24 protein-coding genes and 1 riboswitch are annotated in these 22,676 nt (G+C 72.5%); of the genes, 15 read left to right on the top strand and 9 right to left on the bottom strand.

All coding sequences use genetic code 11. From position 1 onward, the window contains the following. A partial coding sequence (locus ABZ297_RS38100; protein ID WP_355356661.1) for a helix-turn-helix domain-containing protein occupies positions 1–421 on the top strand: 421 nt, incomplete at its 5' end. Positions 422–442: 21 nt separating this feature from the next. Here the strand turns inward: ABZ297_RS38100 and ABZ297_RS38095 are convergent. Further along, positions 443–1,288 carry a deoxyribonuclease IV gene (locus ABZ297_RS38095; RefSeq protein WP_355356659.1) on the bottom strand — a complete coding sequence of 282 codons (846 nt, stop codon included), beginning with the start codon at positions 1,286–1,288 and terminating at the stop codon, positions 443–445. A 297-nt stretch (positions 1,289–1,585) separates the two neighbouring features. On the opposite strand from ABZ297_RS38095, the gene uraD reads away from it, so the two are divergent. The 6 genes from uraD (at position 1,586) to ABZ297_RS38065 (ending at position 6,208) form a co-directional block, all read left to right on the top strand. Next, positions 1,586–2,089, top strand: coding sequence for a 2-oxo-4-hydroxy-4-carboxy-5-ureidoimidazoline decarboxylase (uraD, locus tag ABZ297_RS38090; RefSeq protein ID WP_355356657.1), 504 nt, complete (start codon positions 1,586–1,588; stop codon positions 2,087–2,089). Beyond that, positions 2,086–2,385: a hydroxyisourate hydrolase gene (gene uraH, locus ABZ297_RS38085; RefSeq protein WP_355356655.1), complete on the top strand. Its 300-nt coding sequence runs from the start codon at positions 2,086–2,088 to the stop codon at positions 2,383–2,385. The genes uraD and uraH overlap by 4 nt, the downstream gene beginning before the upstream one ends. 2 nt (positions 2,386–2,387) lie before the next feature. Next, positions 2,388–3,263 (top strand): factor-independent urate hydroxylase, encoded by an 876-nt coding sequence (pucL, locus tag ABZ297_RS38080; RefSeq protein WP_355356653.1) that lies wholly within the window; start codon positions 2,388–2,390, stop codon positions 3,261–3,263. A 4-nt stretch (positions 3,264–3,267) separates the two neighbouring features. Then, a complete protein-coding gene (locus ABZ297_RS38075; protein ID WP_355356651.1) occupies positions 3,268–4,128 on the top strand; it encodes an FAD binding domain-containing protein in 861 nt (286 codons plus the stop codon). Beyond that, positions 4,128–4,601: a (2Fe-2S)-binding protein gene (locus tag ABZ297_RS38070; protein ID WP_355356649.1), complete on the top strand. Its 474-nt coding sequence runs from the start codon at positions 4,128–4,130 to the stop codon at positions 4,599–4,601. The genes ABZ297_RS38075 and ABZ297_RS38070 overlap by 1 nt, the downstream gene beginning before the upstream one ends. 152 nt (positions 4,602–4,753) lie before the next feature. After that, positions 4,754–6,208 carry an 8-oxoguanine deaminase gene (locus ABZ297_RS38065; RefSeq protein WP_355356663.1) on the top strand — a complete coding sequence of 485 codons (1,455 nt, stop codon included), beginning with the start codon at positions 4,754–4,756 and terminating at the stop codon, positions 6,206–6,208. Between the two features lie 29 nt (positions 6,209–6,237). Here ABZ297_RS38065 and ABZ297_RS38060 read toward each other — a convergent pair whose 3' ends face one another. Then, positions 6,238–7,386 (bottom strand): winged helix DNA-binding domain-containing protein, encoded by a 1,149-nt coding sequence (locus ABZ297_RS38060; protein ID WP_355356647.1) that lies wholly within the window; start codon positions 7,384–7,386, stop codon positions 6,238–6,240. A gap of 223 nt (positions 7,387–7,609) precedes the next feature. On the opposite strand from ABZ297_RS38060, the gene ABZ297_RS38055 reads away from it, so the two are divergent. From ABZ297_RS38055 to alc, 3 genes are all read left to right on the top strand, one after another. Beyond that, entirely contained in the window at positions 7,610–8,797 is a 1,188-nt protein-coding gene (locus ABZ297_RS38055) for a glycerate kinase (protein ID WP_355356645.1), read from the top strand. A 65-nt stretch (positions 8,798–8,862) separates the two neighbouring features. Continuing rightward, complete coding sequence (gene allB, locus ABZ297_RS38050; protein WP_355356643.1) at positions 8,863–10,185, top strand: allantoinase AllB; 1,323 nt, start codon at positions 8,863–8,865, stop codon at positions 10,183–10,185. 91 nt (positions 10,186–10,276) lie between these two features. Then, positions 10,277–11,221 carry an allantoicase gene (gene alc / locus ABZ297_RS38045; RefSeq protein ID WP_355356641.1) on the top strand — a complete coding sequence of 315 codons (945 nt, stop codon included), beginning with the start codon at positions 10,277–10,279 and terminating at the stop codon, positions 11,219–11,221. A 70-nt stretch (positions 11,222–11,291) separates the two neighbouring features. On the opposite strand, the gene pknB is transcribed toward alc, so the two are convergent. The 4 genes from pknB to ABZ297_RS38025 all read right to left on the bottom strand — a co-directional run bounded on the left by pknB (position 11,292) and on the right by ABZ297_RS38025 (position 15,744). Continuing rightward, positions 11,292–13,217 carry a Stk1 family PASTA domain-containing Ser/Thr kinase gene (pknB, locus tag ABZ297_RS38040; RefSeq protein ID WP_355356639.1) on the bottom strand — a complete coding sequence of 642 codons (1,926 nt, stop codon included), beginning with the start codon at positions 13,215–13,217 and terminating at the stop codon, positions 11,292–11,294. Between the two features lie 292 nt (positions 13,218–13,509). Then, on the bottom strand, positions 13,510–14,265 hold the full coding sequence (locus ABZ297_RS38035) for a thiazole synthase (protein ID WP_355356637.1): 756 nt from the start codon (positions 14,263–14,265) through the stop codon (positions 13,510–13,512). Then, positions 14,258–14,458: a sulfur carrier protein ThiS gene (gene thiS, locus ABZ297_RS38030; protein ID WP_355356635.1), complete on the bottom strand. Its 201-nt coding sequence runs from the start codon at positions 14,456–14,458 to the stop codon at positions 14,258–14,260. Before thiS ends, ABZ297_RS38035 begins: the two co-directional genes overlap by 8 nt. After that, positions 14,455–15,744, bottom strand: a complete 1,290-nt coding sequence (locus tag ABZ297_RS38025; protein WP_355356633.1) for an FAD-dependent oxidoreductase — start codon at positions 15,742–15,744, stop codon at positions 14,455–14,457. The genes thiS and ABZ297_RS38025 overlap by 4 nt, the downstream gene beginning before the upstream one ends. Continuing rightward, positions 15,734–15,850, bottom strand: a riboswitch (TPP riboswitch). (Overlaps the previous gene by 11 nt.) 52 nt (positions 15,851–15,902) lie before the next feature. Here ABZ297_RS38025 and ABZ297_RS38020 point away from each other — a divergent pair. The 3 genes from ABZ297_RS38020 to thiE are packed head-to-tail and all read left to right on the top strand — an operon-like array spanning position 15,903 to position 18,090. Further along, positions 15,903–17,072, top strand: coding sequence for an FAD-dependent oxidoreductase (locus ABZ297_RS38020; protein ID WP_355356631.1), 1,170 nt, complete (start codon positions 15,903–15,905; stop codon positions 17,070–17,072). A gap of 30 nt (positions 17,073–17,102) precedes the next feature. After that, complete coding sequence (locus ABZ297_RS38015; protein ID WP_355356629.1) at positions 17,103–17,477, top strand: Rv2175c family DNA-binding protein; 375 nt, start codon at positions 17,103–17,105, stop codon at positions 17,475–17,477. Further along, positions 17,455–18,090 (top strand): thiamine phosphate synthase, encoded by a 636-nt coding sequence (thiE, locus tag ABZ297_RS38010; protein ID WP_355356627.1) that lies wholly within the window; start codon positions 17,455–17,457, stop codon positions 18,088–18,090. The genes ABZ297_RS38015 and thiE overlap by 23 nt, the downstream gene beginning before the upstream one ends. 117 nt (positions 18,091–18,207) lie before the next feature. On the opposite strand, the gene ABZ297_RS38005 is transcribed toward thiE, so the two are convergent. Further along, on the bottom strand, positions 18,208–19,275 hold the full coding sequence (locus ABZ297_RS38005; RefSeq protein WP_355356625.1) for a polyprenyl synthetase family protein: 1,068 nt from the start codon (positions 19,273–19,275) through the stop codon (positions 18,208–18,210). 91 nt (positions 19,276–19,366) lie between these two features. On the opposite strand from ABZ297_RS38005, the gene metF reads away from it, so the two are divergent. Next, positions 19,367–20,287 (top strand): methylenetetrahydrofolate reductase [NAD(P)H], encoded by a 921-nt coding sequence (gene metF / locus ABZ297_RS38000; protein ID WP_355356623.1) that lies wholly within the window; start codon positions 19,367–19,369, stop codon positions 20,285–20,287. 325 nt (positions 20,288–20,612) lie between these two features. Here metF and ABZ297_RS37995 read toward each other — a convergent pair whose 3' ends face one another. Together ABZ297_RS37995 and ABZ297_RS37990 are read right to left on the bottom strand one after the other, a co-directional pair. Continuing rightward, the gene (locus ABZ297_RS37995; RefSeq protein WP_355356621.1) at positions 20,613–21,176 is read right to left on the bottom strand and encodes a GNAT family N-acetyltransferase; all 564 of its coding nucleotides are present in this window, start codon (positions 21,174–21,176) and stop codon (positions 20,613–20,615) included. Between the two features lie 10 nt (positions 21,177–21,186). Beyond that, on the bottom strand, positions 21,187–21,663 hold the full coding sequence (locus tag ABZ297_RS37990) for a YbaK/EbsC family protein (RefSeq protein WP_355356619.1): 477 nt from the start codon (positions 21,661–21,663) through the stop codon (positions 21,187–21,189). Positions 21,664–21,784: 121 nt separating this feature from the next. On the opposite strand from ABZ297_RS37990, the gene ABZ297_RS37985 reads away from it, so the two are divergent. Further along, positions 21,785–22,585 (top strand): L,D-transpeptidase family protein, encoded by an 801-nt coding sequence (locus ABZ297_RS37985; protein ID WP_355356617.1) that lies wholly within the window; start codon positions 21,785–21,787, stop codon positions 22,583–22,585. The last annotated feature ends 91 nt before the right edge of the window (positions 22,586–22,676 follow it).

Genomic DNA, 22,676 nt, shown 5'->3' with positions numbered 1-22,676 from the left:
GCCCGACCGCCCCGCCACCGCCGGTTCCACGCCCGGCCGCAGCGCGCCCAACGGTTCAGCGCCGGGCGGTTCCACCGGCGGCGCGTCCTTCGCCGGGCCGATGCGGTTGGAGGACTGCTGGCTGGAAGCGTTCGTGGCGCAGAGCCCCGAACTGGCGGCGGAGCTGGCCGAACGGGTGCTGGGGCCGCTGGCGGAGATCGGGCCGGTGGAGCGCGAGCGGCTGCTGGAGACGGCCCGGACGCACCTGGCCGGAGACGGCGCGATCGCCGAGACCGCCGCAGCGCTCTACTGCCACCGCAACACGATCCAGCACCGGTTCGCCCGCTTCAGGCAGCTCACCGGCCGCGACATCCGCGCCCCGCAGGACGCCGCCGTCATCGCCCTCGCGCTACGCGCAGCCGCCCTCCACCCAGAGACGTGACGGCAGCACAGCCGGTGGGAGTTACGGGGTTTCGTCGCGGAGCTTCTTCAGCAAGGTGATGTCCTCGCGGTGCTTGTCTCCCTTGCCAGGGGTTTCGATGCAGATGGGCACCCCGGCGACGGCGGGGTGGCGCATCAGGTCGGCGAACGGCCGGCTGCCGATGTGGCCCGCGCCGATGTTCTCGTGCCGGTCTCTCTTGGAGCCGCACGTGTCCTTGGAGTCGTTGGCGTGGACGAGCTTCAACCGACCGGGAGCGATCTTGTGCAGCGCGTCGAACGTCTCCTGGACCCCGCCCTCGGCCGCCAGATCGTGGCCGGCCGAGAACGCGTGGCAGGTGTCGAGGCAGACGGTCGCCCGCGGATGCCAGTCGAGGGCCGCCAGGTACGGCTCCAGATCCTGGACGGTGGCGCAGAGCACCGTCCCCTGGGCCGCCATCGGTTCGAGCAGCAGGTCGGGCCCGCCGTCGGGGATCTCGTCGAGCAGCGGCAGCAGGTGCTCGTGGACCTGCCGCATCGCGTCGTCGCGCGACTGCGTGACCGCGGACCCGGTGTGCACCACGACCCCCTTGGCCCCGGTCTCGACGCCGCGCCTGAGCGTGTGGCGGACCACGGCGACGGAGTTGGCGAGCGTCTCGGGGTTGGGCGAGCCGAAGTTGACCAGATGCGGGACGTGGATGAAGGTCTCGACGCCCGACTCGGCCAGCTTGGCGTCCTCGTCGGGCTTGCCCGCGGTGAGCGCCCACCCGCGCGGGTTGGTGACGAACACCTGGATCATCTCGGCGCCGATCTCGGCCATGTACTTGAGGCCGCCCGTTGCCAGGCCGCCCGTGACGAACACGTGTCCGCCGATCAGGGATTTCGGGGTCATGATGGCTCTCAGTCTAGGGGCAGCGGACGACAATTCCGCGACGGCTCACATCGCCTCGCAGCGGGCGGACCGACACGTCAGAGGCCGTCCGAAGAAGCTCCGGTTGAGCCGGCACCGCCGATCCGGCAGGGCCCCGGACAGGGCCGCGCCGCCCGTACGAAGGCGCGGCGGGAGGGCGGTACGGCGGAGGAGGGCGCGTAGGTTGGAGCATGACACGAAAAGTTCTGGCCAACCGCAGGACCAGTTGGGAGTTCTTGCGGATGGACCGGGCACGACGCCGATGTGTGTACTGCTGACATGCCCAACACGCTCGCCGACTTCAACGCGCGCGACCCTGCCTCCGCCGAGGAGGAGCTGCTTGCCTGCTGCGCCTCCCGCGTCTTCGCCAGGGCCGTCGCGTCGCGGCGCCCGTACCAGGACCTCGCCCGGCTGACGGCCGCCGCCGACTCCACCGTGCGCGGCCTGAGCTGGCCGGACGTCCTGGAGGCGCTGAGCGCCCACCCCAGGATCGGGGAGCGCGGCGACGGCGACGGCAGGGAGGCCTCGTGGTCCCGCCAGGAGCAGTCGGGCGTGGAGGACGGCCTGCGCGCCGCGCTCGCCGAGGGCAACCGCGTCTACGAGGACCGCTTCGGCCACGTCTACCTGATCTGCGCCACCGGCCTGACGGGCGCGCAGATGCTCGGCAGGCTCCGCGAACGGCTGGCCAACGACGAGCGGACGGAACGGGAGACCGTCCGCGACGAACTGGCCAAGATCACCACGCTGCGGATGGCCAAGCTGGTGGGGGAGGCGGGCCGGTGAGCTTCTCGACGCACGTGCTGGACGCGGTCACCGGACGTCCCGCAGCCGGGGTCCAGGTGCGGCTGGAGCACCAGGGCGGCGTGGTCGCCGAGGGCCGCACCGACGAGGACGGCCGGATCAAGGGCTGGAACCCGGGCGCGGGTATCCACCGCGTCGTCTTCGACACCGGCGCCTACCTGAAGGACACCTTCTACCCCGAGGTCGTGATCACCTTCACCGTCACCGACCCGGCCGAGCACTACCACGTGCCGCTGCTGCTCAGCCCGTTCGCGTACTCCACCTACCGAGGGAGCTAACCGTGTCGGTCATTCTCGGCCCCAACCGCTACGGCAAGGCGGAGACCAGGCTGGTCCGCGTCGTCAGGGACGGCGACGTCCACCACCTCAAGGACGTCAACGTCAGCACCTCTCTCTCCGGCGACATGGAGGCAGTCCACCTGAGCGGCGACAACGCCGCCGTGCTGCCGACCGACACGCAGAAGAACATCGCCTACGCCTTCGCCAGGAAGCACGGCATCGACCAGATCGAGGACTTCGCCCTCCTGCTGGCCAGGCACTACGTGGACGCGTACCCGTCGATCCACCACGCCAGGGTGGAGATCGACGAGTACGCCTGGGACCGCATCCCGGTCGCGGGCGGCGAACGGCACTCGTTCGTGCGCGGCACCGGCGAGGTGCGCACCTGCGTCGTCCACCACGACAGGGACGGCCGCGCCACCGTCGTGTCGGGCCTGAAGGACCTGGTCGTGCTCAACTCGACCGGCTCGGAGTTCCACGGCTTCCTCGCGGACGAGTACACCACCCTCCAGCCGACCACCGACCGCGTCCTGGCCACGGCCGTCGCCGCCCGGTGGCGGCACGTGGACGAGACGTCCTCCTTCGGCAAGTCGTACGGCGAGGCGCGCAGGTGCCTGCTGGAGGCGTTCGCGCAGACGCACAGCCTCTCCCTCCAGCAGACGCTGTACGCGATGGGCGAGCGGGTGCTGAACACCTGCCCGGAGATCTGCGAGATCAGGCTCGCGATGCCGAACAAGCACCACTTCCTCGTGGACCTGTCGCCGTTCGGGCTGGACAACGAGAACGAGGTGTTCCACGTCGCGGACCGTCCGTACGGGCTCATCGAGGGCAGCGTCCTGCGCGACGACGCGCGTGACGCCGGATTCGCCTGGGAGTAGGACGATGGACTTCTTGCGCCCCACGACGTGGGAGGAAGCGCTGGCCGCCAAGGCGGAGCAGCCGGAGGCGGTGCCCATCCAGGGCGGCACCGACGTGATGGTCGAGATCAACTTCGACGTCCGCCGGCCACCCGCGCTGCTGGACCTCAACCAGGTGGCCGAGCTGCGGGAGTGGTCGCTGGAGGACGGCACCTACCGGGTGGGGGCGGGGGTCCCGTACGTGCGGATCATCGAGGAGTTGGGCGGGCCGCTGCCGGGGCTCGCCCAGGCCTCCCGGACGGTCGGCTCGCCGCAGATCCGCAACCGCGGCTCCGTCGGCGGCAACCTGGGCGCGGCGTCACCGGCGGGCGACAGCCACCCGCCCCTGCTGGCCGCCGACGCGGTCGTCGAGGTGGAGTCGCGGGCGCGCGGCGTCCGGATGATCCCGGCGTCCGGCTTCTACCTGGGGGTCAAGCGGTCGGCGCTCCAGCCGGACGAGCTGATCAGGGCGTTTCACCACAAGCCCGCGACCGGGCCGCAGTACTTCTCCAAGGTCGGCACCCGCAACGCCATGGTGATCGCGGTCTGCTCGTTCGCCGTCGCGCTGCACCCGGACGAGCGGCGCGTCGGCACCGGCATCGGCTCCGCCGCGCCGACCCCGCGCCGCGCGGTGGAGGCCGAGGAGTTCCTGCGCGCCGAACTCGACTGGGACGCCCCCCTCGCCCCGGCGTTGCTGCGCCGCTTCGCCGAGCTGTGCTCGCAGGCCGCCTCGCCGATCGACGACGTGCGCGGCACCGCCGGATACCGCAGGCACGCCATCGGCGTGATGGCCCGCCGCACGCTCACCTGGGCGTGGAACGACTACCTCGGAAGGAGGGCCGCCTGATGCGCGTCACCTTCACCGTCAACGGCCGCGAGGAGTGCGTGGACGACGTGTGGGAGGGCGAGAGCCTTCTCTACGTGCTGCGCGAGCGGGTCGGCCTGCCGGGCTCGAAGAACGCCTGCGAGCAGGGCGAGTGCGGGTCCTGCACGGTCTACCTGGACGGCACCCCGGTCTGCGCCTGCCTGGTCGCCGCCGGGCAGGCCGAGGGCCGGCAGGTGCGCACCGTGGAGGGGCTCGCCACCGGCGACAGGCTCGACCCGGTGCAGGAGGCGTTCGTCGAGTGCGGGGCCGTACAGTGCGGCTTCTGCACGCCGGGCCTGATCGTGCAGGCGCACGACCTCATCGAGCGGGTGGACCGGCCGTCCGACGCGGAGATCCGCGAGGCGCTCGCGGGGAACCTGTGCCGCTGCACGGGCTACGAGAAGATCCTGGACGCGGTACGGCTGGCCGCCGAGCGAAAGGCGGCGACCAGGTGAGTGAGCAGGTGAGCGGCGAGGTGAGCGGCGAGGTGAGCGGCGAGGTGAGCGGCGAGGTGAGCGGCGAGGTGAGCGGCGAGGTGAGCGACTGGGCCGGCGCTCAGCCCGGGGACCTGGTGAGCGGCCGGGGACGTGGCGGGGCTCCCGGCCGGGTGGTGCTGATCGAGAACGCGTACCTCGCCCCGGTCGTCGGCCCAGAGATCACGTCCGGATATATCCGGATCGAAGGTGATCGGATAGTCGAGGTGGCGGCAGGACCCGCGCCCGAGGCCCCCGGCGCGACCCGCATCGACGGCACCGGCTGCCTGGCCACCCCCGGCCTGGTCAACACCCACCACCACCTGTACCAGTGGGCCTCGCAGGGCCTCGCCCAGGACGCCACGCTCTTCGAATGGCTGGTGGCGCTCTACCCGGTGTGGGCCGCCATGGACGCCGACGTCGTCAAGGGCGCGGCGACGGCCGGGCTCGGCCACCTGGCCCTGTCGGGTTGCACGACGTCCAGCGACCACCACTACGTCTTCCCCAAAGGCCGGGGCGACCTGTTCGCCGCCGAGATCGAGGCGGCGCGCGAGCTGGGCATCCGCTTCCACCCGGCGCGCGGCTCGATGGACAGGGGACAGTCGAAGGGCGGCCTGCCACCGGACGTCGTCGTCGAGCGGCTCGACGAGATCCTCACCGCCACCGCCGAAGCCGTCGGCGCCTACCACGACCCGTCGTTCTCCTCGAAGCTGCGGGTCGCCGTCGCGCCGTGCTCGCCGTTCTCGGCGAGCGCCGAGCTGATGACCGAGACCGCCGCCCTGGCCAGGTCCGAAGGAGTGCGGCTGCACACGCACCTGGCCGAGACGGTGGACGAGGAGGAGCACTGCCGGGCGCAGTTCGGCGCGCGCCCGGCCGCCTACCTGGACAAGCTCGGCTGGCTCGGCCCGGACGTGTGGGTCGCGCACGCGGTGCACCTGAGCGACGCCGACATCGACAGGTTCGCCGCCACCGGCACCGGCACCGCGCACTGCCCTTCGTCCAACGGGCGGCTGGGCGCGGGGATCGCCCGGGTGTCGGAGATGCTGCGCCGGGGGGCCAACGTCGGGCTCGGCGTCGACGGCAGCGCCTCCTCCGAGCTGACGGCGCTCGCCGGGGAGATGCGGCAGGCGCTGCTGTTCCAGCGGGCCAGGTACGGGCCGACGGCGCTGACCGCCCGGCAGGCCCTGGAACTGGCCACGATGGGCGGCGCGCGCAACCTCGGCCGCCAGGACGAGCTGGGCTCCCTGGAAGCGGGCAAACTGGCCGACATCGCGCTCTGGCGGATGGACGGGCCCTTCGCGAGCGCCGTCGCCGACCCAGTCTTCGCGCTGGCCCTCGCGTCCGGGCAGCCGCCCCTTGCGCGACTGCTGGTCGGCGGCGAGACGATCGTCGAGGACGACGAGCTCAGAACCGTCGCGCAGGACGAGGCGGGACGCGCCGGAGCACAGGCGCACCGACGCCTGCTGCGGCTGGCCGAACAGCACGGGGTAACCCGCGAACCCACTCCACCGGACCGCGAGCCGAAGCCCCCGGCGCCATCAGCCCGCAGATCGACGCCGCCGATCGACGAAGGCCGCGTACTCCCGTGAGGGCCTCGGCAGCAGGGCCGGCTTGGGGGCTAGGCCGACAGCTCCCGTTCCAGCGGGGTCCTGAAGCGGGGCGTCACCTTCACCCCGTCGAGCCAGGACGCGAGGCCCGCCACCTGCGCCTCGATGGCGGCTTTGGCGTCGGAGCCCACGTCCGAGAGCAGGCGCCACGCGATCTCGCCGTCGCGCCGCTGCGCCCAGCCGCCCACGACCTCGCCGTTCCACCACACCGTCGGCCCGACGTTGCCGCTCCGGTCGAACAACTCGGCCCGGTGCGCCTGCGGCAGGTACCAGTCGCGCGCCTGCCAGCCCATCGGGGTCGGGTCGAGCGCGGGCAGCAGCGCGGCCCACGGCTGCGGTGGCGGCGGCTCGTCGAGGTCGCCGGGCAGGACGTAGCCGGTGCCCTCGTCGAGGGAGACCGCCGCCGCGCCGACCGCGGCCAGCGCCCTGCGGACGTCGCCCAGCGCCCATCCCGTCCACCACTTGAGGTCGGCCTCCGTACCGGGGCCGAACGCGGCCAGCCAGCGCCGCACCAGCTCCGCCTGCGCCTCGTGCGCGGTCAGCTCGGCCATCGCCGGGGCCACGCCCCACCGGTGCTGCCCGCTGATCCACGAACCCGCCGGGCGGCCGCGCCGCACGAGGAGGCCCTCCATCGCCATCACCGGCAGCAGCCGGGTGCCGATGCTGTGCACGGCCTCGTACGGCTTGCCGACGGCCACCCGCACCTGCTCGCGCAGCCGCGGCTCCAGCGCGCCCAATTCGGCGGCCGTGGCCTCGCCCGCCTCCGCGAGCAACCGGAGCACCGACGCCTCGACGTCTTTGAGCCACGGGTCGTGCCAGCCGCCCTCGGCCAGCAGCTTCAGCAGCGACCTGCGCTCCTTCACGGCGATCGCGAACGTCGAGGAGTGGTGGACCACCGGCACCAGACCGGCCGGGACCACGAAGACAGTCCGCCGCATGCCGGTCATCCGCACCAGCGTGCGGTCGTCGTAGAGCGCCCGCTCGACCGGCTCGGGGCCGGGCGCCTCCAGCCGCGCGCCCGCCGACAGGAACACCGTCGCCGGGTCGGTGGCGTGCAGCGCCACCACCGACTCCGCGGCCTCCTCCACGTTCGCCGCCTTCGCAGCGAGCCGATGCCGCACGCCCAGCCGGGATCGCCTCTGCCACGCCGAGATCCGCACGCCGCCCCTCTTCCCGTGCCCTTGCCTGCTTTCCGCGCGGCAGAGCACGTCACTCACACTGCCGCACGGCGCAGCGTAGACGACGCCTGCGACAACTTCCGCGGGAGCGACCGCCGCGAGGTCGAGGCGTTGGCGGGGGAGGTGTGATGATGGGTCGTCCCCGGCACGCCTTCCTGCCCGCTCGCACCGGGCAGGAAGGCGCGTCCGCCCATTGTTCATGATCGTGCAGGAGTTCGCAGTGGTTCAGCACGTCCTTGTCGCCCCCGACAAGTTCAAGGGTTCCCTCACGGCGGCCGAAGTGGCGTCCAGGGTGTCGGCGGGCCTCGGCGTCCCGACGGTCGAGCTGCCCGTCGCCGACGGCGGCGACGGCACCGTGGACGCGGTCGTGGCCTGCGGCTTCACCCGCGTCACCGTCGAGGTCACCGGCCCCACCGGCCTCCCCGTGCCGGCCTCCTACGCCTGGCGTCCTGCCGGCCCGTCCGACAGCCCGTCCGACAGCAGGGCGACCGCCGTCGTGGAGCTGGCCGAGGCGTCCGGGCTGCGCCGCCTGCCGGGGGGCCTCGAGCCGCTCACCGCCACGAGCCATGGCACCGGTCAGCTCATCGCCGACGCCGTCCGGCGGGGAGCCCAGCGGATCGTGCTGGGCCTGGGCGGCAGCGCCTCCACCGACGGGGGAGCGGGCATGGTCCAGGCACTGGGAGCCCGGCTGCTCGACGCCGACGGCGACGACCTCGGGCACGGCGGCGCCGAGCTTCGCCGCCTCGAGCGGATCGACCTGACCGGGTTCACCGATCTGTCCGGCGTCGAGGTCGTGGTGGCCAGCGACGTGGACAACCCGCTGCTCGGCCCGCACGGCGCGGCGGCCGTCTACGGCCCGCAGAAGGGGGCGACGCCGGAGGACGTCCAGGTCCTGGAGGCCGCCCTGTCGCGGTTCGCCGCCGTCGCCACGCAGACCCACGGGCTCCTCGGCGCGGTCGAGCACGACGACACCCCCCGCGCGATGGGCGTCGCCGGCGCCCCCGGCGCCGGGGCGGCGGGCGGCGTCGGCTTCGCCGCGCTGGCCTTCCTGCACGCGGAGATCCGCCCGGGCATCGACTACCTCCTCGACCTGCTCGGCTTCGGCGACCTCGTCGAAGACGCCCGCCTGGTGATCACCGGCGAGGGGTCGCTGGACGAGCAGACGCTGCGCGGCAAGGCTCCTGTCGGCGTCGCCCAGGCCGCCGCCAAGGCGGGGGTCCCGGTGGTGGCGGTCTGCGGGCGGCGCACGCTGTCCGACTCCGATCTCGCCGCCGCGGGCATCGAGGCCGCCTACGCCCTCACCGACCTGGAGCCGGACCCCGACCGGTGCATGGCGGAGGCCGGAGCCCTCCTGGAACGGCTGGCGGCCCGGATAGCCGCCGACCGGCTGTGAACCGGCGGGTGGTGCGGGGCGGCTGTCGAGGGTAATCACTGGTCGCGGGGAAGGGGAGGTGTCAGGTGAGCGGCACTGGTGAGGGGTACGACCTGGTGGTCCGGTCGCGCAGGACCGTCACGGCCGACGGGGAGCGGGCCGCGGCCGTCGCCGTGCGCGCGGGGAAGATCGTGGCGCTGCACGCGTACGCGGACGCCCTGGATGCGGCGGAGGACGTCGACCTGCGCGACCTCGCCCTGCTCCCCGGGCTGGTCGACACGCATGTGCACGTCAACGAGCCCGGACGGACCCACTGGGAGGGCTTCGCCTCGGCCACCAGGGCGGCCGCCGCGGGCGGGGTCACCACGATCCTCGACATGCCGCTGAACTCGATCCCGCCCACCGTCAGCGTGGAGGCGCTGGACGTCAAGCTGCGGGCCGCCGAGGGGCGCTGTCACGTGGACGTCGGATTCTGGGGCGGCGCGATCCCCGGGAACGTCAAGGAGCTCAGGGCGCTGCACGACCGCGGGGTCCACGGCTTCAAGTGCTTCCTGTCGCCCTCCGGGGTGGACGAGTTCCCCGCGCTCACCCTGGCGGAGGCGCGGCAGGCGATGGAGGAGATCGCCGGGTTCGGCGGCCTCATGGTGGTCCACGCCGAGGACCCGGCGCTCCTCGGCGAGCCAGCCGGCCCGACATATCCGGAATTTCTGGAATCGCGGCCGGGTGAGTCGGAGCGCAGCGCGGTCGAGCAGGTGGTCCTGCTCGCCAGGGAGACCGGGGCCAGGGTGCACATCCTGCACGTCTCCAGCGCCGACTGCCTGGACGTGCTGGAAGCCGCCCAGGCCGACGGGCTCCCCGTGACCGCCGAGACCTGCCCCCACTATCTGGCGCTGACCGCCGAGCAGGTGCCCGACGGCGACACCGGTTACAAGTGCTGCCCGCCCATCCGCCCGGCCGCCAACCGCGACCGCCTCTGGGACGGCCTGGCCAGGGGCGTCCTGAGCTGCGTGGTCTCCGACCACTCGCCCTCGACGGCCGATCTCAAGGTGCCGGACTTCGCCGCTGCCTGGGGTGGCATCTCCTCCCTGCAACTCGGGTTGCCGATCATCTGGACGGAGGCGTCCCGCAGGGGGTTCGGCCTGGACGCGGTGGTCCGCTGGATGTCCACCCATCCGGCGGCGATCGCTGAAATATCCGGAAAAGGTGCGATAAAGCCGGGCAACGACGCCGATCTGGTGGCCTTCGACCCGTCCGCCGACAACACCGTCGACGCCCACCGGCTCCACCACAAGAACCCCGTCACGCCCTACCACGGGCGCACTCTCAAGGGCGCCGTCCACACCACCTGGCTACGAGGCAGCCCCACCGGCGCCGTCCCGCACGGCGCCCTCCTGCTCCGAGACCACTGACCGGCGCCGTCCCCGCACGACGCCTTCCTGCTCCGAGACCGCCGGCCGACGCCGTCCCGCACGGCGCGCCTTCCCGATGGGAGAGCATCGGATGCCACGCTTCACCGACCTGCCCGACCTGGCGCTCCGCACGTTCGGCGGGTCGGTCGTCGCCGCCAGCGACGAGTCCTTCGCGGAGAAGGAGAACCTGATCCGTCCCGGACGTCCCGCGTTCCGGGCGGAGACGTTCGGGCACAAGGGGCAGGTCTACGACGGATGGGAGACCCGGCGTCGCCGCGAGCCTGGCCACGACTGGGCGATCGTCCGGCTCGGGCTGCCGGGCGTGGTGCGCGGGGTGGTCATCGACACGGCCTGGTTCAAGGGCAACTACCCGCCACACGCCTCGGTCGAGGCCGCCGAGGTCGGGGGCCATCCGTCGCCCGCCGAGCTGGGAGCCGCCCGCTGGACGGAGATCGTCCCGAGGAGCGGCCTGGAAGGTGACGCCGAGCACCACTTCGACGTGGCCGACAGCGCCCGGTACACCCACATCCGGCTGAACATGTATCCCGACGGGGGGATCGCCCGGTTGCGAGTGCACGGCGAGGTCCGTCAGGACCTGTCCGTCTACGACGGCCTCAGCCTGGACCTGGCCGCGCTGCAGAACGGCGGGCTCGTCACCGCCTGCTCCAACGCGTTCTACTCCTCGCCCAACAACGCCCTCGCCCCCGGGCTGGCCCGCCACCAGGCGGAGGGCTGGGAGACCGCGCGCCGCCGCGAGGAGGGCAACGAGTGGCTGGTCATCCGCCTGGCCGGGCGCGGGCTCGTCACGCTGGCCGAGATCGACACCACGAACCTGCTGTTCAACGCCCCCGGCTGGCTGTCGATGACGGGCCTCGACGGCGACCAGGAGACCGAACTGCTTCCCCGGACCCGGCTCCAGCCCGACACCCCGCACCGCTTCCGGCTCGCCCCCGCAGGCCCCGTGACGCACGTCCGAGTCGACATCTACCCGGACGGCGGCCTGGCCAGAGTGCGCCTACACGGCCACCTGGCCTGAGCCCGCGCGCCCGGCCTGGGCTGGAGGGTGCACAGGTGTCCGCGCCGCCTCCCTGCCGCCTCCCTGCCGGTCACTGCCAGAGGAACACCTGGGCGCCGGCGGGGCGTTCGCTGTTCGGGGTCGGGCGCTGGAAGTGGACCACGCCGTCGCCCACCAGCTTGCGCACCTGCACCTTGAAGCCGAGCTGCTCCAACTCGCGCTTGGCGTCGTTGACGTTCTTGCCCATCACCGCGGGCACCAGCCGGACGTCCTGGTCGTCGCGGCCCTCGTTGTCGCCGCGGGTCCAGTAGTCCCAGAAGTCGGTCTGGCAGCGAGCCACGGTGATCATCGCGGCCGCTCCCCGGTTGACCTCAGCCTTGGCCTTCGGCGACTGGGCGATGACCGTGCAGGGCTCGGCGTCGTCGTCGACCTCGTTGACCTGCACCTGGAAGCCCTGCTGCCCCAGGTAGGCGGCGGCCTCGTCCTTCGGCATGCCGCCGACGTCGGGCATCACCATGCCCGCGCTGACGTAGATGTTGACCCGGGTGCCTTCCTTGACCCTCTCGCCGACCTGCGGCGAGGTCCGGATCACCTTGTCGCGCTCGATCTGCTGGTCCGCCAGCCGCTTGACCTGGCCCACGGTCAGCCCCGCGTTGGCGACGGCGATGCGGGCGTCGGCCGCGGACATGCCCTCGACCTTCGGCACCACGATCCGCTTGGGGCCGAGCGAGGGCACCAGCGTGATCACCGCGCCGCTCTCGACCTCCTGCTTGGCGACCGGGTCGGTGCTCAGCACCAGGCCCTCGGCGATCTTCTCGTCGTACTGGCCCTCGGCCTCGCGCACCTGGAAGCCGAGCCCGGTGACGTTCTGCTTGGCCGCCGCCAGGTTCTTGCCGACCAGGTCGGGGACGGCGACGTAGGCGGTCTGGGAGAAGTACCAGCCCGTCAGCGCCACCGCCACCACCATCACGCCGGCGAGCACCACCAGGAACCAGTTCGGCCTGAACCCGGAGCTCTTACGCGGCTCGGGCGGCGGCGCGACCTCGGTGCGCGGTTGGATCAGCGTGTGCGCCGGCGCCACCGGCGGCCTGGTCTGAGGAGGGTGGGAGTGCGCCCCGGAGTGGACGCCCGAGTGCGCGCCCGAGTGCGACAGCGGCGGGTTCGTCAGCCTGGGCAGCATCCGGTGCGCGTCGACGGCCGCCACCAGCATCGCCGTCGCGTCGGCCGGACGGTCCTGCGGCTCGCGGGCCGTGGCGTGCGTCACCAGCGTGTCGATCAGCGGCGGCACCTCGGGCAGCAGCGACGACGGCGGCGGGACCGTGTCGTGGACGTGCCGGTAGGCCACCGACATCGGTGTCTCGCCGTCGTACGGCTGCTGGCCCGTGACCAGCTCGAACAGCATGATGCCCGCGGCGTAGACGTCGCTGCGCACGTCGGCGCCGCCGGTCGTCACCTGCTCGGGCGACATGTAGCCGATCGTGCCGATCATCACGCCTGTGCGGGTCTGGTTGGTGGCCTCGATCGCCCTCGCCAGACCGAAGTCCACGACCTTGACGCGGCCGTCGCCGGTCAGCAGGACGTTCTCCGGCTTCACGTCGCGATGGACCATCCCGGCCTGGTGCGCGGCCCCCAGCGCGGCGAGCACCGGGATCATGATCTCCAGCGCCTCGCGGGCGGGCAGCCTGCCGCGCTCGCGCAGGATGTCGCGGAGCGTCTTGCCCGGCACGTACTCCATCGACAGGTAGACGACGTCGCCGTCGGTGCCCTGGTCGAAGACGTGCACCACGTTGGGGTGCGAGAGGCTGGCGACGGACTTCGCCTCGCCGATGAAGCGCCGCACGAACGCGGGGTCCGCGGCCAGCGAGCCGTGCATGACCTTCAGCGCGACCGTACGATCAAGCCGTATGTCCAGCGCGAGGTAGACGGTCGCCATCCCGCCCCTGGCGATGCGGGACTCGATGCGGTAGCGCCCATCGATAAGTCGCCCGACCAAGGGGTCCGCCGTCGTCGTGTCCACCCCGCTGAGTTTACGGGCGTTTCGCTACTGGCAGGGCCTGACCACCCGAAACCGATGCCGAGCCGTGCCCCTTGGAACGCGCCCACCACGAAGGGAGCGGGACATAACGATCCGTCCACCGCACCAACATCACCACACCCCGCCGAACGGACCCATGCGCGGGAACGAACGCCCGGCCGGCGACGGGGTGACACCCCTCTCCGGGAGAGGAGCGCAAGGTGGTTCCGAGCGGGACGCCCCCTCCTGCCGGCGGGGCCGGAGGGGGCCAGGGGCAGGGGCGTTGGTGCGGGGTTCAGGGCGTGGTCGGGGAGGACGCCTCGGCGTAGCGGCGGCGGGGGATGCGGCCTGCCTGGTGGGCGAGCCGCCCGGCCTGGACGGCCGCCTTCATGGCCGCCGCCATCAGGTCGGGCCGCTGCGCCCTGGTGACCGCCGTCGCCAGGAGGACGGCGTCGCAGCCCAGCTCCATCGCCAGCGCCGCGTCGCTCGCCGTCCCGATGCCCGCATCGAGGATCACCGGCACCGAGGCGGCCTCCACGATCAGCTCGATGTTGTGCGGGTTGCGGATGCCGAGCCCGGACCCGATGGGCGCGCCGAGCGGCATCACGGCCGCGCAGCCCGCCTGCTCCAGCCGCCGGGCGAGCGCGGGGTCGTCGCCGATGTACGGCAGCACCACGAAGCCCTCGGACACGAGCCGCTCCGCCGCGTCGAACGTCTCGATCGGGTCGGGCAGCAGTGTCCGCTCGTCGGCGATGACTTCCAGCTTGACCCAGTCGGTGCCGAGCGCCTCGCGCGCCAGCCGGGCCGTCAGCACCGCCTCCCCGGCCGTGAAGCAGCCCGCCGTGTTCGGCAGCACCCTGATGCCGCGCTCGCGCAGCACGTCCAGGACGGAGCCGCGGGCCGACGGGTCCAGCCGCCGCATGGCGACCGTGGTCAGCTCGGTGCCGGACGCGACCAGCGCCTGGTCGAGCACCTCCAGCGAGGGCGCGCCGCCCGTCCCCATGATCAGCCGGGACGAGAACTTCTCCCCGCCGATGATCAGGTCATCCACCTTGCACCGCCGTGAGCACCTCGACGGTGTCGCGGTCGCTGAGCGCCGTCGTCTCCCAGGTGCTCCGCGTCACCACCTCGCCGTTCACCGCGACCGCCACGCCGGTGGTGGCGGTCGTCAGGGTCTGGACGGCCTGCGCCACGGTGATGCCGTCGGGCACCTCCTGGGCGGCCCCGTTGATCGTCACATTCATGAAATATCCCGATATCTCAGGGGTGAGCAGAGCTGCGCCAGCTCGCTCTCCTCGCCTTGCAGCATGGCCGCGGTGAGCGGAGCGAGCAGCACCCCGCCGCGGTGGTGGCCGGTGGCCAGATGCAGCCCCGGCGTCGCGCTCGGCCCGATCAGCGGCACGTTGTCAGGCGTGCCGGGACGCAGCCCGGCCACCATCTCGGCCACCTCCAGCTCGGTGACGCCGGGCACCAGCTCGCGGGCGTCGCGCAGCAGCTCGTACACGCCGCCCGCCGTCACCCGCCGGTCGAACCCGAGCTCCTCCTGCGTGGCCCCCACGACCAGCTCGCCGTCGCCCCGCGGCACCAGGTACACAGACGCGCCGTGCACGGTGCCGCGCACGCACCGCCCGAGCAGCGGCTGGGGGGACCGCAGCCGCATGATCTGCCCCTTGACCGGCCGGACGGGCACCTCGGCCAGCTCGGCGCTCCACGCCCCCGCCGCCAGGACGACCCGCTCCGCCCGGATCTCCCCAGGCACGTCGCCGCCTCCCGGGATCTCCGCAGGGACGCCGTGGCCGGGCCCGATCGCCGTGGGCACACCGTGGCCAGGCGTGGTCTCCGGCGGGCCGGGCGGGGCCAGCCGCACGCCTGTGACCGCACCGCCCTCGCGGATCAGCTCGGTGACGCGCGCCCGCACGAGGGGCACGCCCCGCCGCTCCAACGCGACGAGCAGCGCGGCGGTCACGCGGCGCGGGTCCACCCACGCGTCGCCGGGGGCCAGCACGCCGCCACGGACGGACGGCGCCAGCATCGGCTCCAGACGGCGGCACTCGCGCCCGGTGAGCCGCTCGACCGGCAGCCCCAGCTTCTCCATGAACGTGGCCAGCTCGTCGAGCGCGGCCAGGTCGTCAGCCCCGAACGCCACGTCGAGAGTCCCGTCGGAGCGGAGATCCAGCCCGCCGGCCTCGGCAGTGGGGAGCGCGGAGGAGCCGAGCACCCCGGCACGGGGGCCGGGCCCGCCTTCGGCGCAGGGCCCCGGGGCGGGGCGGGCGAGGCCGGTGGTCGGGAGGCCGGCGTCGGCGATGAGGTCGGCGGCGAAGGACGGCCACCTGCGCAGAGCCGCCATCCCCAGGCGGAGCAGTGGCTCCTCGGTGTAGGTGACCTCGCTGACCGGCGCCAGCATGCCCGCCGCCGCGTGCGACGCGCCCGAGGCCGGAGCCGGGTCGACGACGGTCACCGGGCGGCCGGCGCGGGCCAGGCGCCAGGCCACCGACAGCCCGATGATCCCGCCACCCACCACGACCTGCATGTCCGCTCCCTTCGCCGGCATGATCCGGATCAGGTGTCTTGCGGTCGAAGGCCCGGTCAAGCCTTCCTCTCAGCCCGGTAACGGCCGGACTCCCGCGCGTCTTACGTCTTCAGCCTAAGGCCTCGGGGCCACGCGCCGGCACGGGCCCCGTTATGGTCATGAACGTGAGACATGTCGTGGTGGTGGGAGCGGGGCTGGCCGGGCTCCGCAGCGTCGAGGCGCTGCGCGGACGCGGGTTCGACGGCAGGATCACTCTGATCGGTCAGGAGCGGCATCGCCCCTACGACCGTCCGCCGCTGTCCAAGGCGGTGCTGCTCGGAACCGCCGACTCCAGCTTCGTCGACGCCGACCTCGACGCCCTGGGAGTGGACTTCTGGCCGGGCGTCTCGGCCAAGGCGCTGCGCGAGGGCGTCGTGGAGACCACCGAGGGCGAGCTGGGCTACGACCACCTCGTCATCGCCACCGGAGCCGACCCGATCACGCTGCCCGGAGACGGGCCGCAACACGTCCTGCGGACCCTCGACGACGCGCTCGAACTGCGCGCCAGGCTCGTCCGGGGAGCGCGGGTGGCGGTCATCGGCGCGGGCTGGATCGGCGCCGAGGTGGCGACGGCGGCCCGCCGCGCCGGCTGCGCGGTCACCGTGATCGAGGCCGGGCCCACCCCGCTCGTCCACGCCGTCGGCGCCGAGATCGGCGCCCGCACCCAGCCCTGGTACGAGGGCATCGACCTGCGGCTCGAGACGATGGTGGCGTCCGTCGACGAGGGCGGCGTCGAGCTGGTCGGCGGCGAGTTCGTCGACGCGCACGTGGTGGTCACCGGCATCGGGGTGCGCCCGGCGGTCGAGTGGCTCGCCGGCGCCGACCTCGACCTGCACAACGGCGTCGTCACCGACGAGCGCCTGCGCACGTCCATGCCGGGCGTGCTCGCGGTGGGCGACTGCGCGGCGTGGTGGTCGCGCCGCTACGGGACGAGGCTGCGGGTCGAGCACTGGGACACCGCGCTCAACGCCCCCGAGGTGGCCGCGGCCACCATCCTGGGCGAGGAGGCGGTGTACGACCCGGTTCCGTACTTCTGGTCGGAGCAGTTCGGGCACATGGTGCAGTACGCCGGGCACCATCCGGCGGGCGAGCGCCTGCTCTACCGGGGCGAGGCAGGCGGCAAGTGGTCGGCCTGCTGGCTCACCGCCGACGACACCCTCGCCGCGGTGCTCGCCGTCGACCGCCCCCGGGACCTCGTCCAGGGGCGCAGGATCATCGAGGGCGGCCACCGCCTCGACGCGGAACGCCTGGTAGATCCAGATGTCGCCCTACGGGATTGTGTTGTTTGAGCATGGGTGCCATGTGGTAGTTGTGGGTTCGTGACGCTTTCTGTTGCACAGATCGACCGGGAGACCGAACAGCTCATCGACGAGTGGCTCACTCTCCCCCAAGTTGCCCAACGCCTGGACCTGTCCATGGGGCGGGCCAAGCAGCTCTTGAAGGACCACAAGCTCCTCGGCGTGAGGCGTGGTAGCGGCGGGCCTCAGGTGCCCGCGGTGTTCATTGATGGAAAGGACGTGACGAAGGGCCTGTCTGGCACGCTGACCGTGCTGCAGGACGCCGGATACGACGACGTCGAATCGCTGCGCTGGCTCTTCACACCAGACGAATCACTGCCCGGTTCGCCCATCGAGGCGATCAGGGCCGGACGTCATACCGAGGTCAAGCGGCGTGCCCAAGCCCTCGCTTTCTGACGCGCGGCTCTACCTCTGCACCGACGGCCGCCGTGATCGCGGCGACCTCGCACAGTTCCTCGACGCGGTGCTGGCCGGTGGCGTCGACATCGTCCAACTGCGGGAGAAGGGGCTGGAGGCGCGCGAGGAGCTCGCGCTCCTGGAGGTGTTCCGCGACGCCTGCGACCGGCACGGCCGGCTGCTGGCGGTCAACGACCGGGCCGACATCGCCGTCGCGGCCCGTCCCGACGTGCTCCATCTGGGGCAGGACGACCTTCCCGTGACCGTCGCGCGAGAGATACTCGGCGACGACATCCTCATCGGCAGGTCCACCCACTCCACCGCAGAGGCTTCCGCCGCCGCGGTGGAGGAGGGCGTCGACTACTTCTGCTGCGGCCCCATCTGGCCCACGCCCACCAAACCCGGCCGGCACGCGCCCGGCCCGCCGCTACTCAGGCACGCGGCGGCGCTCGGCACGGACCGGCCGTGGTTCGGTATCGGCGGCATCGACCTCAGCAATCTCGACGAGGTCATGTCGTACGGGGTCAGCCGGGTCGTGGTGGTGCGCGCCATCACCGACGCCGACGATCCGGGCGCGGCAGCGGCCGAGTTCGCCAAGCGCCTGGCCCGCTGAAACGGCCAGGCGCTCGCCACCGAGCGCCTGGCCACTGGACGGAGACGTCAGGCGCTCGGCACCAAGCGCCTGACGCTCGCCGAAGGCCGCCCCGCGCCCGGCAGCGGGCGCGGGGGGTCAGGTAGTGCGCGAGGTCGCCGCGATGGCCAGCTCCGCCAGCGCGGCCCGGGCCTCGGCGGTGATCGGAGCCTGCTCGAGGGAGGCGAGCGCCTCGCCGAGGTAGTCGCCGATGAGGTCCTCGCACTCCTGGAGCGCGCCGGTGCCGTCGATGATGTCGCGCAGCGTCGTCACGCCCTGCTCGTCCAGGGCGGGGTCGCCGAGCAGGCGGCGCACCGTCGCGGCCGCCGCGGGGGAGGCGGCGGCCAGGGTGCGGGCCACCAGCATCGTCCGCTTGCCCTCGCGCAGGTCGTCGCCCGCGGGCTTGCCGGTCTGCGCGGGGTCGCCGAACACCCCCAGGATGTCGTCACGCAGCTGGAACGCGATGCCGACGCGGGTGCCGTACCCCTCGCACAGCTCGTCCACCCACGGCGCCCGCTCGCCGGCGGCGAGCACCAGGCCCAGCCTGAGCGGCTGCTCCACGGAGTACTTGCCGCTCTTGAACAGGGCCACCCGCAGCGCCGACTCGAACGTGCCCTCGCCGTGCGCCTGCTCCAGCAGGTCGAGGTACTGGCCGCACATCAGCTCGGTGCGCATGTGGTCGTGGACGGGCTGCGCCGCCGCCAGCGACCGCGCCGGCAGGCCGCTGGTGCGCCACATCTCGCCCGACCAGATCAGCAGCAGGTTGCCCAGCAGGATCGCCACGCCCTCGCCGAACTGCTCCGCCGACCCGTGCCAGCCGGACTTCTCATGCAGCGTCTGGAAGCGGCGGTGCGCGGCCGGCATGCCTCTGCGCAGGTCGCTCTTGTCCATCACGTCGTCATGCACCAGCGCGCTGGCCTGCAACAGCTCCAGCGACGCGGCGGCGGTGAAGATCTCGGGGACGTCGGTGCCGCCCGCGCCGCGCCACCCCCAGTAGCAGAACGCGGGACGCAACCGCTTGCCGCCCGACAACAGTTCGTGCGCGGCGGTCCGGAGCGGTTCGAGCTCCTCGTCCACGGGGGTGGGCAGCTGCCGTTCGACGAACTCCCTCAGCGAACGATCTACCTGTGCGCGCAGGGTGTCCATGCTCGCGGCGTCAGTGGTCATGCCCCTGAGCGTAGTAGCCGGGTGGAGAGACTCGGATCTCCAGGCAGCTCTGTGCCCGCTGGCTCCTGGCTGGTCGCGGTAACCTGGGGCCATGGCGCTTGGTCGACCTTCCATCCTGCCCGATCGTGTTCCCACCGTCCGCGAGCTCCTCGCCTCAGGTGGCCGGTCGTTCTCCTTCGAGTTCTTCCCGCCGAAGACCGACGAGGGGGAGCGGCAGTTGTGGCGGGCGATCCGCGAGCTGGAGTCGCTGCGTCCCACGTTCGTGTCGGTGACCTACGGGGCGGGCGGGTCCACCCGCGACCGCACCGTCGACATCGTCGAGCGGCTGGCCCACGACACCACCCTCACCCCCGTCGCGCACTTCACGGCGGTCAACCACTCGATCCGCGAGCTGCGCCACCTCGTGGGGCGCTTCGCCGACGCGGGGGTGCGCAACATCCTGGCCGTGCGGGGCGACCCTCCCGGCGACCCGGGCGCCGAGTGGATCAAGCACCCCGAGGGCGTGCTCTACGCCGAGCAGCTCGTGCGGCTGATCCGGCAGGCGGGCGACTTCTGCGTGGGGGTGGCGGCCTTCCCGTTCAAGCATCCGCGCTCGCCGTCCGTCGAGTCCGACACCGAGTACTTCGTGCGCAAGTGCGAGGCCGGGGCCGACTACGCGATCACCCAGATGTTCTTCCAGGCCGACGACTACCTGCGGCTGCGCGACCGGGTGGCGGCACGCGGGTGCGAGACGCCGATCATCCCGTGCGTCATGCCGGTCACCCAGATGAGCACGATCGCGCGCTCGGAGCAGCTCTCCGGAGCGCCGTTCCCGCCGGATGTCGCGGCCCGCTTCGAGGCGGTCGCCGACGACCCGGCCGCCGTCCGCGCGCTCGGCATCGACCACGGGGCCGAGCTGTGCCAGCGGCTGCTCGACGAGGGCGTGCCGGGCATCCACTTCATCACGTTCAACCGGTCGAGCGCGTCGCGCGAGGTGTTCCAGCGGCTCTCGCCGGCGGCGCTGCCCGCCTGATCGCGTTGTGACGCTTTGACACCCCATCCTGTACGGCAGGCCACCTGGGCGCCTACCGCCGTACGGGGCTGAGGGCCTCCAGGGAGACGGCCTCTGACCCGCACGTGGCCTGGCACCGTTACGGCTCGTTCCTGGCCATCTGGGGGGTTGGCTCAGCCGTCCGAGGGGCGGCTCTCCCAGGGCTTTGGAGGGGCCCGTCACCCGCCCGCAGGGGGATCGGGCGGGTGACGGGGCTGCGAGAAGTGGCCCTGGGTTGAACCTTGGTGACTTTCCGTAGTTGGAATTGCCCTGGGCGGCGGCTGTCAAACTCCTGGTAATGGAGGCCTTACGGGAGAGGCAGGGGCCGGCCGACGATCGCGTAGCGCTCGAAGCCGCCAGGGAAGACGAACTGGGTCAGCAGGTCCGTGAAGCCCATGCTGGCGTACAGGTGGCGGGCGGCCGTGGGCTGGTCGTGGGTCGACAGGACGGCCGAGCGCTCGCGGCGCCCCGCGCAGAGCGTGGTGATCATGGCGCGGCCGATGCCCTTGCCCTGGAAGTCGGGGTGCACGTGGACCTCGGCGAGCTCGAAGGCGTTGCCGAGCCAGGCGTCGGCCGCCTCGTCTCCCACCCGCTCGTGCAGCGCCCGGTAGACCACGTCGTGCCACCACTGGCCCGGAGCGCCCCGGAAGCCGTACGCGAAGCCCACGACCTTCGGCGCCGCGCCGCCCGCAGAATCGCGCAATTCAGCGAAATAGCACTGAAAGTGGGGATAAGTCCCGTGGTTACGCATGATGGTGGTGCGACCGTGGATCTGGTCCTCGGGCGGGCGCATGGCGGCGGCGTAGATGTCGATCACCGTGTCCAGGCGCTCGCCGAACTCGGCAGGTCCCGCGCCGCGAAACTCGATCACGCGTCGCACACTACTCGACGTCCACGGGGGTGCCACCGGTGATGCGGACCAGTTCGTCGAACGTGGTCGGGAAGACGGTGTGCGGGTGCCCGCCCGCCGCCCAGACCACCTCGTGCTTGCCCAGCCAGGTGTCGACCAGGGTCCGGACCGGGGCGGGATGCCCGACCGGGGCCACACCGCCGATCGGCTGGCCGGTGGCGGCCCTGACGAACTCCGGCGTCGCCCGCCGCACCGTTCCCACCCCCGCCGTGCGGGCGATCAGCTCGACGTCCACCCGGTGCGCGCCGCTCGTCAGGACGAGCAGGGGCTCCCCGTCGGCGTCGAAGATCAGGCTGTTGGCGATCGCGCCGACCTCGCAGCCCAGCTGGGCGGCGGCCGTGGCAGCGGTGGGGGCCTTCTCCGGCAGCACCACGATCTCTCCCGTGGCTCCGAGCTCTCTCAGCGCGGATTCGACCAGAACTGCGTTGGCGGGCAACTTCTCTGACATGTCGACACTCTAAACAGTTGACCGCCCGATTACCTGGCCAATGGCAGTGGTATAGGGTCCTTTGATTCGATTGTTAATGTTACGAGAGGTGGTAGTGGTGGGTGCTCGACGGCTGCCCGTTGTGACTGCTCTCCTGACGGCCGGCGCCGTCGCCTTCACCGGGGCCGGCACGGCGGCCGCCGAAGCGAGTCCGGCCGCCGCACCGAGCACGTCCGCGCTCACGCCCCCGATCACGCCCGCCATCACCGGCGCGCTCGCAGCCTCGCGGGCGCCCGTCGCGCCGAAGCAGCGGCTCAGGCTCGGCGCCAAGGGCAAGGCGGTCGTCTGGCTGCAGCAACGGCTGAGGGAGCTGGGCTACCGTCCCGGCAAGGCCGACGGCAGCTACGGCGGGTCGACGCTCACCGCCTTGTGGGCCTTCCAGAAGGTCAACGGCATCACGCCGAGCAGCACGGTCGGCAAGGCCACCTGGGCGGCCCTCGAAACGCCCAGGGCGCCGAAGGTCCTGGTCAGGAACGGTAAGCCGACGCGCGCCGAGGTGAACCTGTCCAAGCAGGTCATGGTCTTGTACGTGGGCGGCGAGGTGAAGCTGATCACGCACATCTCGTCGGGCAGCGGCGTCCCGTACTGCGAGACCTCGGTCTGGCAGGGCAAGAGCCGGCGGTTCTGCGGCTCGGCCCGCACGCCCACCGGCGACTACCGGACGACCTGGCGGGCGTCCGGCTGGCACAAGTCGTACCTCGGCCAGCTCTACAACCCGATCTTCTTCAACGGCGGCATCGCGTTCCACGGCGCGCTGTCGGTGCCGCTGTACCCGGCCTCGCACGGGTGCGTGCGGATGCCGATGAACGTCGCCGTGGAACTGCCCGGACTGCTGGGCAAGGGCGTGCCGGTGCACGTCCGGGGCGGCTTCCGCCGGTCCTAGTGGGCCGTCACGCAACCTTGGCCGGGTAACTGGTCCAGCTTCTGATCGGCGAACTGGCGGCGAAGTTCGTCTTGGGCTCCGCTCGAGCGTT

The sequence above is a fragment of the Nonomuraea sp. NPDC005983 genome (assembly GCF_040614375.1).
GTDB lineage: Bacteria > Actinomycetota > Actinomycetes > Streptosporangiales > Streptosporangiaceae > Nonomuraea.
This window is presented reverse-complemented; position numbering and strand designations above follow the sequence as displayed.